Origin of the sequence: Paenibacillus bovis (assembly GCF_001421015.2) — a bacterium.
GTDB classification, from domain to species: Bacteria; Bacillota; Bacilli; order Paenibacillales; family Paenibacillaceae; genus Saccharibacillus; species Saccharibacillus bovis.
The window spans coordinates 1642552-1657639 of sequence record NZ_CP013023.1 but is presented as its reverse complement, the minus strand read 5'-3'; the positions used below and the strand labels follow the sequence as shown (position 1 = coordinate 1657639).

Sequence of the window (15088 nt, the reverse complement as noted above, 5' to 3'; positions counted from 1 at the left end):
TCTTTTCTCCTGCTCATTTTGTACCGGATTCGACAATATTTCATGTATGATTAAGAGCCAAAGTTGCAGTCCTTCTCTCCTGGTACTATTTTGAATATCGGAGTGCTCAGGTAGTCGGTTGTTCCTTCACCTGACATTTTGGTCTAATATAGTAGCGGTACGTCAGCAGACTTCAGCCGGATCCATGGGAGAAAACAGCTTATAGCTATTACATCGTCAATGTACGGCTTGCCGAAATACTTTATACTTTATTCATATTTTCATTTTACCGTTATTTGGCATCTATTTACTTTGTCTACTCTATACCATCTATTCGGGAGGTTCTCATGAATCAACGTTTACTTTTAATCGAGGACGATCTCGCGATCAGCGATATGGTCTGTTCCTATTTAGCCAGAGAAGGTTATGACATCGATACTGTCTATGAAGGAGAACATGCAGCGGCAGCCTTTATGCAAAAGCCGTACGATCTGGTTCTGCTTGATCTAATGCTGCCGGGACTCGGTGGATTTGAAGTACTGCAGCAGATCCGCAGTACCAGTCTCGTTCCTGTCCTCATCATGTCTGCCAAAAACAGTGATCTGGACAAAGCGCTCGGTCTTGGATTTGGGGCAGATGATTATATTGCCAAGCCCTTTTCGATGATTGAACTAACGGCACGGGTGAAGGCTGCGATCCGTCGAGCCAGTTATGCACCACAGCAGCATCCGACAGCGGTATCCGATTCTCCTGATGCTGGTCTTCCTGCTGCCAGTTCGCTTATCTACTGGGCTAATCTGATCGTCGATCCGGATAACTATACGGTAACCAAGAACAATGAACCCATACAGCTGACAGCCAAGGAGTTCCAGATTCTCAAATTATTCGTGACTCATCCCAATCGGGTATTTACCAAATCCCAACTGTATGCCAGCGTATGGCAGGACGAGTATTACGGCGATGAGAATGTGATCAATGTACATATGCGCAGACTGCGGGAGAAGATCGAAGATGAACCTTCCAAGCCGCAGTATATCAAGACACTATGGGGCATCGGCTATAAGCTGGGAGAACCGGGATTATGATGATAGCCCTCCTGCTGCTGTTGATTCTTGTGCTGCTCATTATCCTCTTCTCCCAGCAAAATCGTCTGCGGAGCCGCTCACGGGAAATGCGCTACGTGCATTACAAGCTGAATGCCATTCTCGACCAGCAGACACAGGAAAGGCTGCTGCTGGTCAGCTCGGACCCTCGTATCCGTGAACTGCTGATTGATCTGAACCGGCTGCTGGATGTGAATCACCGGGGCATCGTGGAGCGTGCTCGGCTGGAAAGTTCTATGCGCAATATGCTCGCCAATATGTCTCATGATCTCAAGACCCCGCTGACTGTTGTACTCGGCTGCAGTGAGATGCTGCAGCGCAGCGATCTGCCGGAAGGTGAACAGCAGCAGATTATTCAGTCTATCCACCGCAAGTCAATGGAGACCATTGGATTAGTGAATGCTTTTTTCGATCTGGCCAAGCTGGAGTCGGGAGATGCAGCGCCGGATATGTCGCGGGTGGAACTTGGTGAACTATGCCGGCGCAACATGCTCAGCTTCTACGATCTGCTGGACCATCAGGGAACTGAAGTCCATATTGAGCTGCCCGAAGAGAAGGTACATATTATGGGCAATACCGAAGCACTGGACCGCATCCTCAGCAATCTGATCTCCAATAGTATCCGCTATGGACTGGATGGTGCAGTACTGGGACTTCGTCTCTATACGGATGCCGAGTATGCCCATATCGAAGTCTGGGATCGCGGTAAAGGCATCGCCGAGAGTCATCAGGATCAGGTATTCGAACGGCTGTATACGCTGGAAGATTCCCGTAATCGTACCTATCAGGGCAGTGGCCTGGGGCTGACGATTACCAAGCGTCTAACTGAGCAGATGAACGGCCGAATAGCACTTACCAGCCAGCCGTATGTACGAACCGCTTTTACGGTATCCTTTCGCAAAATGTCCTATTAAACTTTCTTATCTTTTAATCGTCCATGCAAGGTACGGCATATCCGAACATAGCATACGCAGCTGCAGCTTAAGAATTAAGTAAGAATCGATTAAGAAAAAAGCAAACTCCCCTCCGTACAATAAATAGTATCAATACACAGCAAGCCGCAGCCATCGTGGCTGCAAGAGAGAGGATGATGGATAATGGAGTATATTTTGCGGACGCAGCAGCTCACCAAAGCCTATGACGGACATGAAGTCGTCAGACAGGTAAATATGAATATACGCCAGGGAGAGATATACGGATTTCTCGGACCCAATGGAGCAGGCAAGACAACGGTGATGCGGATGATCATGAATCTGGTCAAACCTACCAGCGGCGAGGTTGAATTGTTCGGTCAGGCGATTACGGGACATTCTTACGAAATGTTCAAACGGATGGGCAGCATTATCGAATATCCGGTCTTTTACGACAAATTATCTGCCCGGGAGAATCTGATGCTGCACGGTGAATATATGGGCTACTATGACCCAGCTGCTGCCAAGGAAGCGCTGGAACTGGTCAAGCTGAGCAGTCTGGATAACAAGCCGGTCAAGCAGCTGTCTCTTGGAATGAAGCAGCGGCTCGGTATTGCCCGGGCGATCATGACCCGGCCGGAGCTGCTGATTCTGGATGAGCCGATTAACGGACTGGACCCTGCTGGAATTAGAGAGCTGCGTGAAATCTTCCGGATGCTCAGCCGCGAGTATGGTATGACTTTGCTGATCTCCAGTCATATTCTCGGAGAAATGGAGCAGATCGCAGATACGATCGGTGTAATTCATCAGGGCCGGCTCGCTGAGGAAGTATCCATGGCAGCGATTCGCGATCAGCAGACTGCATTCATCGAACTGGTCACTGCGGATACAACCCGGGCTGCCTATGTGCTGGAGAGCAAGCTGAATCTTGATAATTTCAAAATTATCGAACCGAATACGATCCGTATCTACGACGGCGATATCACTACCCGGGAGATCGGTAAAATAATGGCATTGGAAGATATCGAACTCGATAGTCTGAACAAAAAGCAGTATTCCCTTGAAGACTACTTCCTGCAGCTAACCGGAGGTGAGCATATTGCTTAAATTAATGGCACTGGAATTCCGCAAGCACCGGGTTGTCGATATACTGTTCAAGGGTGTAGGTCTTGCTATGCTCATTATCATCGCATTTGCCTGCCTGCTCGTATTTGTCGATCTGGAAGAAAGCGTAAGCTTTAATACGTATGCGGACATTTCCGATATGATACTGATTTTTACCAAATCGACCTTTTTGATCTTCTCGTCGGTTCTGCTGTGCCGGCTCGTTATTAATGAATACAAAAACGGTACGATTAATCAGCTCTTCACGTATCCGGTCTCCCGTAAAAAGCTGATGTCGGCCAAGCTCACCATGGTGTTCCTGTTTACCTTTGTAACCATTGTTATGACTTATGTGGTTACTGGCGCCATCGTGCTGGGGATCAACCATTATACAGGACGGATTCAGGAAGTGCTGACCGGAGCCATGGTCATGCAGTATCTGCTGAATCTGGTTATTAACGCTTTTTGGTCAGCAGGGATGAGTCTGATCCCTCTATTCTTCGGGATGCGTCATAAGTCGGTTCCAGCGACTATTGTGTCTTCGGTATTTATTACGATTATTTTATCGAGCGATTTTGGTTCTTTTCAGTTGAGTGATTTTGCGATGGTATCTGTAGGATTTGCTGTAATTGGTGTGGGATTTGCCTATATGGCGATCCGCAATATCGAGAATAAGGATATTGTCTGAATCTATATAAATGAAAATGAGGTGAATATAATGTTGAAATGGCTGGATCTTCATTATAAAAAGCTGGTTGGTTTTCTCGTACTGCTCATGCTGATCAATTTCGTCATGCTGAATGTGGGCTGGAATATGTGGGTCATACTGGTGTACGTACTGCTCACGGCTCTTCATCATCGCAAAGATATTCGCGGTTATCTGCAGTTCTCTTCCCGTCAGGAAAAGATAGCCGGAATAATTGGATTCGTGGCGATCGTGGCAGTGGCTACTGTACTGATCATCTATGGTCTACGCTGGATTGCAGCTATGGAGATGTCTGTGGTGCTGCAGTATATCTGGATTATGATTGTCTGCTTTGGTCTGATGTCAGCATACTTCTATATGATGCGTTCGATCAAAAAGAAAGCGAACAGCTCCAACTCTTGAATAAACAAATATGCCAACAAATAATACCCTGCCAAAAAGCGCTGATACTGTAACCCTACAGTCAGCGCTTTTTGGTATGCCTCCAGTCTTCAATACGGATAAATGGTTTTTCTACCGTTCAGCGGTTGAGATGACCGTGATACAGCCACTGCCCATTCTCGCCTTTGACATAATCGAATACCAATTCATACGACGGCGTCTCGTTATGGCTGACTACCGCAAAAGCCAGTTCGATATGCTGCGGATCACGCGGGAAATAATATCGGTATTCCAGATTGTTCAGACTGATATTTTTAAGAAACGGACGTTCATAGTCATCCACCGTAATCGTTTTTTGCTCTGCATCGACTTTTACATCCGGTGCAGAGACAGAAGTTATGTAAGCAGCATCATTCTTGCTCATGGCTGTAATCAGGTCAAAGGACAGATTAATCGTCTCCTTGAGCGCCATCCGGGCATTTTCGTCATAGTGAACACCTGCGTTTTCTTCTACCGTCTGAGCCGCTTCCATCGTCTGGATACTCACTGTGTTCGTATCCGCTTCGCCTGCTGTAGCCTGATTGGTGGAAGATGCAGCAGCTTTATGGGCCGGTATTCCATCCACAGAAGACGAATTCACTCCCGCACCAGAGCAGCCAGATAGCAACAGGGTAAACGCAGCAGTCCACACCCCTAATTTAAACGCTTTCATATGTATATCCTCCTTGTGTTGCGGCTATAAGGCAGCCGTTATATTTCTGCAATATTCCAACATGGCGGCTTGAAGCGATATAGTATTATATTACCCGAAACGAACTGCTTTTGAATACCATATCCTTGGCCAAATCCTGTGACTTCATCCCTACTGTAGAGGGTTGCTCTTCGAGGTTCGAATGCCTGTATTAACGACTTGATGTTATTCACGAGTCAGCTATCTGGTTAATTGTGTCTATGCCGCTACGTCTTCTGGCCTGTAGGTGACTCGCTATAATCAGATTGGCAGCAGACAGAGATTGTTATGCAGCAATGCACAGCCGTTATTTCAGTATTATTCAGGAGCTAACTCTATTACTTGTACAAACTATATTTAAATTAGTAACTATTCTTGCCTAGTTCAACATGGTAAAATAGTCAGGCACGGTTTGTGCAATTGTGCTGCATCAGCGATTATCTTTACGTTTTGCCTTTTGATTTCACATGGTTAACACATTAAGTTACTCGAAAGTATGTATATTATGATTTATCCTGCGCCTGTCTGTTTTTACTCGTTTCTATTCGAAATCCATGGTTCCTTACCGTTCTCCGGCATGATGACATACCGAGAAGTTGCAGCCTGCTCTGTATTCTCGTTTTTTTACCGGCTATTCGCTTAATACAGCCGGCTGTTCGTTTCTATGCTGGGATACCGGGGAGGACATGGATTTTTTGTTATACAGCATGCAAACCATTTTAATTCAGATAAGGTGCGATGAAGATGACTACAAATGTACTGGAACAACTACGACAGGATACGGCAGATGCTCATCAGCAGATTGAGAATAATGCCTATGCCCGGTCCATGATGGACCAAAGCATGACCCTGCCGGAATATGTTTCTTATTTAAAACTGTTTTACGGATTTCTGAAGCCGCTGGAGCAGCAGGCGGTGCAGTCAGGACTGCCGGAACAGCTGGGATTTGATATGACGATTCGCGGCAAAGCCGCTTTGCTGGAGCAGGATCTGCTGCATCTAGGACTCACTGACGAGCAGCTGCGGCAGCTGCCGCTCTGTACACAGCTGCCGGATATCTCTACACCGGCGCGGATGATTGGCTGCTTTTATGTCATTGAAGGCTCTACACTGGGCGGACAAATTATCACCAAGCAATTGATGAAATTCCTGCCGGTAGAACCGGGCGCAGGCATCTCCTATTTTAATGGATATGGTCAGGATACCCGTGAGCAATGGATGGGATTCCGCCAAATGGTACTGGAAGCAGGAACCTCGGAACAGGACAGTCAGGAGATTGTTCATTCCGCACGCGAGACATTCCAACTGCTGGATCAATGGCTGAGCGCATAATTTGAATACAACCCAAGAACGGAGGCCTGTCCATTATGTCTGATGCTCAAAAAAAGGAAAATCAACCGCTAAACCGATCACTATTAACGGATGGCGGGTATGTTACCCAGGAACCGATCGATCTGACCAACTGTGACCGTGAACCGATTCATATTCCAGGGCGCATTCAGCCCCATGGGGTACTGCTCGCTGTTACCAAAGACAGTGAAAACCAGATTGTACAATGCAGTGCCAACTCCGGCGATCTGCTGGGACGTCCAGTCAACGAACTGCTCGGTCAGCCGCTGGAAGCTATTATTGGTGAAGAGCAGCTGTTTACCCTGCTGAATAGCGATCTTAGAGCAGAAGCAACATCGGATCTGCAGTATACCGAAGTAGCGATAGAAGTCGGTGAAGAGATCGTTGATTTCTTCGTGGTACTGCATGAAAGTGAAGGACTGATCATTCTGGAAATGGAGGTTTCTTCCAAGGAAGATGACCGGATCTTTAATGAGTTTGAATGGATTCGCAGCTTTTTCAATCTGGTGAAGCAGACCAGCAGTCGTACCGAAGCCAGTCAGGCGGCGGCAGAACAGATTCAGGATATGCTCGGTTATGACCGGGTAATGATTTATGAATTTGATACACAATGGAATGGTAAAGTTATCGCAGAATCCAAAGCTGACGGATTGGAACCTTTCCTCGGTCATCACTATCCGGCATCGGATATTCCGAAGCAGGCACGGGCGCTGTATCTGCGCAACTGGCTGCGTGTGATTGTGGACGTAAACTATGAACCTGTCGATGTACTGCCAGCCGTACAGCCACTAACTGGCAAACCGCTAAATCTCAGCCTGTCCGTGCTGCGCAGCGTATCTCCGCTGCATATCGAATATCTGCATAATATGGGCGTAGGCGCAACACTGACCATTTCCCTGATCCATGACAACCAGCTGTGGGGACTGATTACCTGTCACCACTATTCACCTAAATATATTTCCCATCGTCTGCGCAATCTGTGCAACTTCCTCGGTTCGTTCTTCTCCAGCGAGCTCTACCAGCGTCAGCAGCTGGACAGCTACGAAGGCGAACTGCAGCTGCGTAAGCAGGCACTGCGTATCTCCAGCATCTTTACCGGTGCAACCAGTGCTGTACGTGTTGCCGAACAGCTACAGGACGAAGAAGACACACTGCTTGGCCTAATGAGCGCTTCCGGCGCTGCAGTCAGCTACCAGGACAAGCTGCTGCTGTATGGCGTTACACCAAATCCCGGTCAGGTACGTGAACTGGCGGGTTGGCTCGGCAGCCGCTCACGGGATTATGCCTATGCAACTTCCCGTCTGAGCCTTGAATACGAATCGGCCAAAGCCTACAAGGACAAAGCTTCCGGTGCGCTGTACCTGGCGATCTCGCCGGGGCAGCAAAACTACATTATCTGGTTCCGTCCGGAAGTAGTGCAGGTCGTAGACTGGGCAGGCGATCCGGCCAAAGCCGTGATCCAGGAAGATGACGGTATACGCTTGTCGCCGCGTAAATCGTTTGAGAAATGGAGACAGGTCGTACAGTCCACCTCCCTGCCTTGGCAGAACAAGGAACTGAATATCCTGCCGGAACTCAAGTCGATTGTGCATCAGCAGACCGAGAACCAGTTGCGCCAGATCGAAGATCAGGCTCTGCAGGATGCTCGGACGCTGCGCCGCAATGAACAGCGGTACATGCAGCTGATGGAAATGTCGCCGGTGGCGTTCTTTACCCTGACGAATCGGCACATTATCTATTCCAATAACCAGGCCGCCGAGCTGCTGGGAGTTGGGCAATCCAGCGAACTGGTCGGACGCGACTTCCTGCAGTTTGTTCAGGATAATTTCAAATCGGATATGATCAGCTACCTGGATCAGTTGGAGCAGAATCTGATCCATATGATCTCCAACAATTCCTGCTTCCAGAACGTTGAAGGTGAATCGATCAAGCTGGAACTCACGCTGGCCTCGATAAGCTATGGCAGCAAGCCATCTGTCATGATCATCGCGCGTGAAGCTCAGGAGGAAGCCGGACTTACCGAAGCTTATACTGTCATGAGTGATCAACTGCAGAGCTATATGGCTACCGATCCACTGACCGATATGCCCAACCGCGTGGCTTTTGAAAAGAAAATGCTGGATGACTGGTATACGGCTATCCAAAAAGATCAGCAGGTCTCCCTGCTGCTGATCGACATCGACGATCTGCGCGAATACAATGCGATCCACGGATTGAATGGTGGCGATCTCTGCGTTCAATGGGTCGGCGATGTACTGAACGTTGTCAGCTCCAAGTATAGCGCCGATATTGCCCGCTTTAGCGGTGGTACCTTTATGATGAAAATTCAGGGTACTTCCGAGACGCAGGTATTCGAGCTCGCTGACGAAATCCGCAGTAATGTACTCGCTTTACAAATCCCGACCGATATGTCCAATTCGGGCGAATACATTACCGTCAGCGTCGGTGGTATTATCCTAAATCCAGACCCATTGATGCACCCGACCGATCTGATCCTGCGCGCCGAAGAAGCGCTTATGCAGGCGAAGAATATGGGCAAAAATCAAGTTTCCTTTCTTTAATTTATTCAGCTGACCAGAAATTGGTTCTGACAGCAGCATATTCACCCTCTATCCGCTTTATGGATAGAGGGTATTTTGTTATGCCATGTGTTAGATGACTGTATGTGCCTGAGCATATAAGTCTGGGCGAAATACTACTGCTATGCAGGTAGCTGTGGCTGGTGAATAATGAACGATAAATGCTTAAAGATAAATCGTGCAGAAGCTAAATTTCTATCCTCTAAAAACTGCCTATTCATCTACTCTTCCTTAAAATCCCTACTGCATCTCAGCTAGTAAGATCTGCTCCACAAGATTGCTCTGCATGCAGCGGAGGAAAGAGAATTCTACCAACGACTGACATTTAAGAATGGAGATCGAATGCTGCAAGCGATTGTCGGGATCTCCATTCTTAACCGGAGGGAGTGGTAGAATCTCTTTCCGCAGCGATCTCTCACCAAACCAGCTACCAAAACTGCCGACTCCTCAATATTTTTTCACTACTTTCCAATATACCGCCAAAACAAATTGTTATCCGCATACCAAGCCGCTCTAAAGCTGCTAATTTTATGACATTTATGACCCACTGCATATGTTATTTGTAGAACATGCACCTGATCCTTTACCCTAACAAGCATTTGGAGAAAGGTTTAGCTTTGGATATAATCGGTTAGATTCGTCCTATACTCATACATAACTTATTGACGGTAAGGAGGGCTACTGTGGCTCAGGTAACAGAGAAAGAAACTATCGGTTCACTTATCAAAAAAGGTAATAAATCATCGGCAATCGCCATGATCGGTAATGCCATTATCGCCCTGTGCAAAGGCGGCGCTTTTTTGTTTAGTGGCAGTGGCGCCATGTTTGCTTCGGCAATGCATTCCCTGGCAGATGCGGTGAATCAGGGGTTTGTATTTGTCGGCAGTATTCTTTCGGAGAAGAAACCGACTCCGCGTTTCCCGACTGGCTTTGGGCGGGTTATCAATATCTTCTGTATGATCGCGGTCATCGTTGTTACGATTATGGCTTACGAGACGATTCATGAAGGCATTCATCTGCTTCAGCATCCGGTGGCTTCATCGGGTGGTGCATGGCTGAATATTGTGGTGCTGATCATTAATATCCTCGTTGATGGCATGATTCTGGTCAAAGCCATGAAAGAGATCATTCATGAATCCCGTGCTCCCGAAGCGCATGGATTCGGCATTGTGAGCAGTGCCTTCCGTAATGTAGGACGTGCTGCGCCGCCGACGCGTCTCGTATTTTATGAAGATATCGTTGCGGTGCTGGGTGCTCTGCTGGCGCTGATCTCGGTCGTGGTGATCTCACTGACCAACTTTGCACTGATGGATGGTGTCGTAACCCTGCTGATCGGCTGTCTGATGATCGCGGTCGCTTTCCGGGTTGGTTATGATAATATGATCGGTCTGATCGGGGTATCGGCTCCGCAGGATGTAGCGGATAAAGTAACAGCTACCATCTTCGCAGACAGCCATGTAGCGGATATCCAGTCGCTGCGCATTATTCAGGAAGGGCGTTATTACCATGTGGATGGCGTGATCGAGCTGATCAAAGGATTGACGCTGGCTGATGCGGACGATATCAAGCTACGGGTACAGCAAGCGCTGCTGGTGAATCCGGATATCGCGGATGCAGCGCTCAGTATTATTGAGGATGATAGTATACAGAGCTGGAAAGCAGGCAAAACCGAGATCGAACCTGAATAAGCGGTTCCTTGTATCCTGGTCATTAAAATAAGCGGTAGAGTCTATTCATTGACTCTACCGCTTATTTTGGGTTTGGCAAAAGGCTGCACAGCAGCGAAATATGGATATCCATCCTTCCCTACGCTTACTATCGGGCAAAAGGAATATGGATCAATCGTCTATTGGACATTCCTGGGACACTCATGAACTGGCAGGTGCTTCACGGTAGTAGCTGGCGATCAGGTCCAGTTCCTTTGACTTGACGATGCGGAACGGGTAGATGTAGCCCTGCCGCGTACGGGCTCTGCCTTTGGCCCAGATATCAATGCCGCTGGTGAACAGGTACGCCTGATAAATAAATTTGGAGCAATAGTTGCGCTGGATATTATCCAGACCGGTATGCAGCCGGTAGGCAGTCACCTGCCGGTAATGATCCTGTGCCCAGCGTGCAGCCTGCTCTCCTGCCTGCGGCTGTCTGGAACGAAATACCACGAACCGGTCGCCTACATAAAAACGTTTGATATACCACTCCACCGTATCCGAGAATACCGGACCAAACGGATGTACATGATAGACACGTCCATCCATTCCCAGAATACCCATATGTCCGGCATAATAGGTCGATTCGGAACTAGGGGTATAAATAATATCGCCGGGCAGCAGCGGCGTCTCGCGGATGCGGGAGACCGGCAGATCGTGCTGCTGGCGCCGCACTGCTGCACGTCGGCGCGGCACCTCTACCAATGCACGATGCAGCACTCCGCCTACAGCGAGATAGATTTCCGCCCATTTGATGCGATTATCGTGATCTTTGTCAAATAGCCGGCGTCCCAGCGATTGTATAGGTTGATACCATTTTTTCATACTGCACCTCGAAGATATGGATACTGGATGACTGCGACAGCAACGTAGTCGAGACTGCTTCTGCTTCTGCTTCTGCTTCTGCTTCTGCTTCTGCTTCTGCTGTCACAATGATCCATGTTTTTCTTTTCAAAATTCAATTGTTGAACTTTTCTATTCTTCTGTTCTTATACCCGATCAGTCCGTTTCCTTTACCATCTCGTCCAGATATGTTGTAATTAGAAACAATATATTCCAAATGATCGTCAAGGGAGCTGAATAGCATGCATATTATTGATCTTCATTGTGATGCATTATATAAGATATGGGAATCTGGCGGCAAGCTTCGCTATACGGATGCGCCGGAACTGGAGACCAACCGGGATCGTCTGCTGGAGGGGCAGGTCCGTCTGCAGGGATATGCCGTGTTCGTCGATCCTGATCTGCCGGATCCGCTAAAGTTCCAGTCCTGTCTGGATCAGATCCATTATTTCTATGCAGAGGTACTGGAAAAGCATCCGGAAATCGTACATATCACTGAGTGGAGCCAGATTTCCAGATTACAACCTGGTCAGATCGGTGCATTATTAACACTCGAAGGCGTCGACCCGATCGGTAATGATCTGCACAAAATGCATCTGCTTTACCGGCTCGGTGTACGTTCGGTGGGACTCACCTGGAATTATGCCAATCTGGCAGCCGATGGAGCACTGGAGCCGCGTGGAGCCGGGCTGACGACTTTTGGCAGGGAACTGGTTGCCATGTACAACAAGTACAATATGCTGACCGATGTGAGCCATCTATGTGAGCGTGCCTTTTGGGATGTAATCGAAATTGCCCATCATCCGATCGCCAGTCATTCCAATGCACGTGCCCTGCTCGATCATCCACGTAATCTGACCGATGATCAGGCACGTGCCATGTTCGACCGACAGGCGATGGTGCATGTGGTGTATTGCCCTTACTTTGTACAGGATACCGAGATCGTTACGATCCCGCAGCTGATTACGCATATCGATCATTTCTGTGCACTGGGCGGCGTACAGCATATCGGGCTGGGATCGGACTTCGACGGGATCTCCACTCATATCCAGGGACTGGAGCATGCAGGCCATACGCAGCGGCTGATTGATGAGCTACTTAACCATTATACGGAAGAACAGGTGCGGGGGTTCGCTCATGAGAACTTTATCCGGCATTTACCGGTGTAGCATGAAGATCTCTATGCAGGGGTAAGCACTGTCCGAACAGGATGGGAAAACAGGATATCCTTGATTTAGGCAGACGATGCAAAAAAGCCTGATCGGTCAGCTGTTCTGACGGTCAGGCTTTCTTTGGTACAAGTTCATATTAGAGATCGTTCCAGTCTATTTCACCTGTGATGTAGACACACCTACATTCTGGGCAGCTCGTTAATTCTCTGTTAGTTATAACGACTTAGAGCGACTACTAGAAGCTACATGAACGCACGGATAAAATAAAACACCGGAATCGCCACGATATAAAAAGCAGCCCGCTGAATCCGCTGTTCGCGCGGAATCGTGAGCAGACTAATAATAATTCCCGCAGCCAGCAGCACGACACCTGTCATCACGGCGATCCGGGTCTGGAAAATAATATAAACTGCCAGAGCAGCAAGAATAAGCAGCGAACCTACCCATTTGTTAACGCTTACATTCATTGTGTTCATCGGATTGCACCTCAAGTCAAAAGGATTAGGGATCAAGGCGGTCCACTGCGTTCCCGGAGTGTCTCACCGAAAGCAGAAAGTAATCAGGCAACCTGCCAAATAAGTGGATAAAGATCACGTATTGTGTAAAAGGATATCAGCGTAATGTAAAACGAGGATGTTTCTATTATGTATTTCAACCAAAATTACGTTTTTCTATCAAACAATATACATATTCAGCAAAAAAATAAAAATAAGTCTAATGAGATAAATCCACTTGATCCTTTTTAAGTTGGGTATATTGAAATTATTTCGCATAAAATCGAACCTTTTCTGTACTGCGGACCAATATAGAGTATACATATCAGGAGGTGAGCACGATGCTGCAAGAGCAAGAACTACAGAACTGCCTGTATCAGATGGAACAGGGAGACCGCGAAGCATTTCATAATTTCTATACAGCCTACAAAGATTACATCTATCGAACCGTGCTGCTGCTGGTGAATCGAAGCGAAGATACCGCTGATGTGGTGAGCGAGGTATATATGGCCCTTTTCCGTTCACTCCATAATTATGATTCCGGCAAGCCATTTCAAAAATGGCTGAATGGTCTAATCGTTGCGCAGACATCCAACTGGAATCGCAAGCTGTGGCGCCGATTTCGACTGAATCTGCGAACAAGTGCCTATCAGGAAAAAGAACAGATGACCCATACCAGTGCAGATACGCCAGTCATCCGGCAGGAGAGCGAACGCGAGTTGCTAAATCTGGTTCAGCAGCTTCCGTCCAAGCTAAGAAGCGTCATCATTATGCGATACTACCAGGAGTATTCTTTCCAGGAAGTTGCGGATGTGCTGGATATCCCGCTCGGTACAGCCAAATCCAGACACCATCAAGCTATAGCCAAATTGCGCAAAGATCCTGACAAACTGAAACAGTTGACCCGATACTATACGGAGAGAGGGGAATCGCTATGAATAAGGAACAGCAGAATACACGGCTGGAGCAGCATTTGCAGACGGTTCTGTCGGGCAATGTGCATACGATAACTGCTCCACCGGAAATGGATGCAGGGATTGAGCAGCTGTTTGAACAGTACGCCGCCAAGCGGCAAAAGCAGACCCGCTCCCGCAAACGTACCTCTGCAGCCAAAGTTCGCAAACCACGCGGGCGGTATTATCAATGGCAGATGGCTGTACTGCTAGTTCTTGGGATCACTGTGCTGGGCAGCGGTACCTATGCAGCAAACGTAGCTTATTCCATTACAACCGGCAAAGCTATTATTTCCTACACGATTGATGATCTGGAACCTATTACGCCAGAACAGAGTAACGATATTCGAAAGATTGTTAGTGAAGTGCGCTCCCAGCTGGCTCCCGGACAATCGGCTTATGTACACAGCAGCAAATTTAACGCCATGGCTTATATGGGGTCGACGGTTATCGTTAATCAGCCGCATAAATTCTCGGAAATTGACAGCTGGTACCCAGCCATACAACCTATCACAGGTCCGGTAGCTACCCCGAGCTATGTACCGGAGGGATACAAGTTCGCTTATGGTCTGGATGAGTACTATATAAGCGGGGCCCATGTGAATGACAAGAAAAAGCAGGTACATCTGATCACGAATCTGTTGGAAAACAAGGCCGTCCATCCGCTGCGAGATTATGCCTGGGCACCAGTACCTCCAGAAGATGATACAGATCGTTCTTTGCAAGTGCCTATGCTGATTTATACTTCACCATCAGGTAAAATCATTCAGCTCTCTTACTTTTCCATGATTCATTCTAACAGTGATAATATATCTTTTGAAAATTCCAAAGATTCCAGTCTGTCCATAGTACATTCTAGCAAAGGCAAAATGTTCTACAGTACAACGCCAAATCAATCTCTGGAATTCTCTGCCAACCCGGAACCGGGGCTTGCTCAATATTTGAACTGGGCATCCCAGCCGGATGATCAAGGCAAGGTGCATACGACATTCAACCTGACAACAGATGACCCGTCCCTATCGAAGGAAGAACTGATCAAAATGGCGGAAGGTCTGAAATAGAATTTTAAATCTTATT

The 15088-nt window shown here is 47.7% G+C and carries 15 protein-coding genes; 11 read left to right on the top strand and 4 right to left on the bottom strand.

What is annotated here, in order from left to right; all coding sequences use genetic code 11:
* Positions 1-326: 326 nt before the first annotated feature.
* From AR543_RS07100 to AR543_RS07080, 5 genes are all read left to right on the top strand, one after another.
* Positions 327-1064, top strand: coding sequence for a response regulator transcription factor (locus AR543_RS07100; RefSeq protein ID WP_017811641.1), 738 nt, complete (start codon positions 327-329; stop codon positions 1062-1064).
* Complete coding sequence (locus tag AR543_RS07095; RefSeq protein ID WP_060536676.1) at positions 1064-1996, top strand: sensor histidine kinase; 933 nt, start codon at positions 1064-1066, stop codon at positions 1994-1996. The genes AR543_RS07100 and AR543_RS07095 overlap by 1 nt, the downstream gene beginning before the upstream one ends.
* A gap of 183 nt (positions 1997-2179) precedes the next feature.
* Positions 2180-3100, top strand: coding sequence for an ABC transporter ATP-binding protein (locus AR543_RS07090; protein ID WP_060533050.1), 921 nt, complete (start codon positions 2180-2182; stop codon positions 3098-3100).
* Positions 3093-3785 carry an ABC transporter permease gene (locus AR543_RS07085; RefSeq protein ID WP_060533049.1) on the top strand — a complete coding sequence of 231 codons (693 nt, stop codon included), beginning with the start codon at positions 3093-3095 and terminating at the stop codon, positions 3783-3785. Before AR543_RS07090 ends, AR543_RS07085 begins: the two co-directional genes overlap by 8 nt.
* A gap of 30 nt (positions 3786-3815) precedes the next feature.
* Positions 3816-4205: a hypothetical protein gene (locus AR543_RS07080; protein ID WP_060533047.1), complete on the top strand. Its 390-nt coding sequence runs from the start codon at positions 3816-3818 to the stop codon at positions 4203-4205.
* Positions 4206-4323: 118 nt separating this feature from the next.
* On the opposite strand, the gene AR543_RS07075 is transcribed toward AR543_RS07080, so the two are convergent.
* Positions 4324-4896 carry a hypothetical protein gene (locus AR543_RS07075; RefSeq protein ID WP_060533045.1) on the bottom strand — a complete coding sequence of 191 codons (573 nt, stop codon included), beginning with the start codon at positions 4894-4896 and terminating at the stop codon, positions 4324-4326.
* A 762-nt stretch (positions 4897-5658) separates the two neighbouring features.
* Here AR543_RS07075 and AR543_RS07070 point away from each other — a divergent pair.
* From AR543_RS07070 to AR543_RS07060, 3 genes are all read left to right on the top strand, one after another.
* Positions 5659-6246, top strand: a complete 588-nt coding sequence (locus AR543_RS07070) for a biliverdin-producing heme oxygenase (RefSeq protein WP_060533043.1) — start codon at positions 5659-5661, stop codon at positions 6244-6246.
* A 35-nt stretch (positions 6247-6281) separates the two neighbouring features.
* Positions 6282-8825: a sensor domain-containing diguanylate cyclase gene (locus AR543_RS07065; protein ID WP_060533041.1), complete on the top strand. Its 2544-nt coding sequence runs from the start codon at positions 6282-6284 to the stop codon at positions 8823-8825.
* A 701-nt stretch (positions 8826-9526) separates the two neighbouring features.
* Positions 9527-10531, top strand: a complete 1005-nt coding sequence (locus tag AR543_RS07060) for a cation diffusion facilitator family transporter (protein ID WP_060533039.1) — start codon at positions 9527-9529, stop codon at positions 10529-10531.
* A gap of 180 nt (positions 10532-10711) precedes the next feature.
* Here AR543_RS07060 and AR543_RS07055 read toward each other — a convergent pair whose 3' ends face one another.
* Complete coding sequence (locus AR543_RS07055; RefSeq protein ID WP_060533037.1) at positions 10712-11374, bottom strand: C40 family peptidase; 663 nt, start codon at positions 11372-11374, stop codon at positions 10712-10714.
* Positions 11325-11504, bottom strand: coding sequence for a hypothetical protein (locus AR543_RS24210; RefSeq protein WP_158523938.1), 180 nt, complete (start codon positions 11502-11504; stop codon positions 11325-11327). The genes AR543_RS07055 and AR543_RS24210 overlap by 50 nt, the downstream gene beginning before the upstream one ends.
* Positions 11505-11634: 130 nt before the next feature.
* Here AR543_RS24210 and AR543_RS07050 point away from each other — a divergent pair, with 130 nt between their 5' ends.
* A complete protein-coding gene (locus tag AR543_RS07050) occupies positions 11635-12561 on the top strand; it encodes a dipeptidase (protein ID WP_060533035.1) in 927 nt (308 codons plus the stop codon).
* Positions 12562-12806: 245 nt separating this feature from the next.
* Here AR543_RS07050 and AR543_RS07045 read toward each other — a convergent pair whose 3' ends face one another.
* The gene (locus AR543_RS07045) at positions 12807-13040 is read right to left on the bottom strand and encodes a hypothetical protein (RefSeq protein ID WP_060533033.1); all 234 of its coding nucleotides are present in this window, start codon (positions 13038-13040) and stop codon (positions 12807-12809) included.
* A 359-nt stretch (positions 13041-13399) separates the two neighbouring features.
* On the opposite strand from AR543_RS07045, the gene AR543_RS07040 reads away from it, so the two are divergent.
* Together AR543_RS07040 and AR543_RS07035 are read left to right on the top strand one after the other, a co-directional pair.
* On the top strand, positions 13400-13996 hold the full coding sequence (locus AR543_RS07040) for a sigma-70 family RNA polymerase sigma factor (protein ID WP_227871851.1): 597 nt from the start codon (positions 13400-13402) through the stop codon (positions 13994-13996).
* Positions 13993-15072, top strand: a complete 1080-nt coding sequence (locus AR543_RS07035; protein WP_060533031.1) for a hypothetical protein — start codon at positions 13993-13995, stop codon at positions 15070-15072. Before AR543_RS07040 ends, AR543_RS07035 begins: the two co-directional genes overlap by 4 nt.
* Positions 15073-15088: the final 16 nt, after the last annotated feature.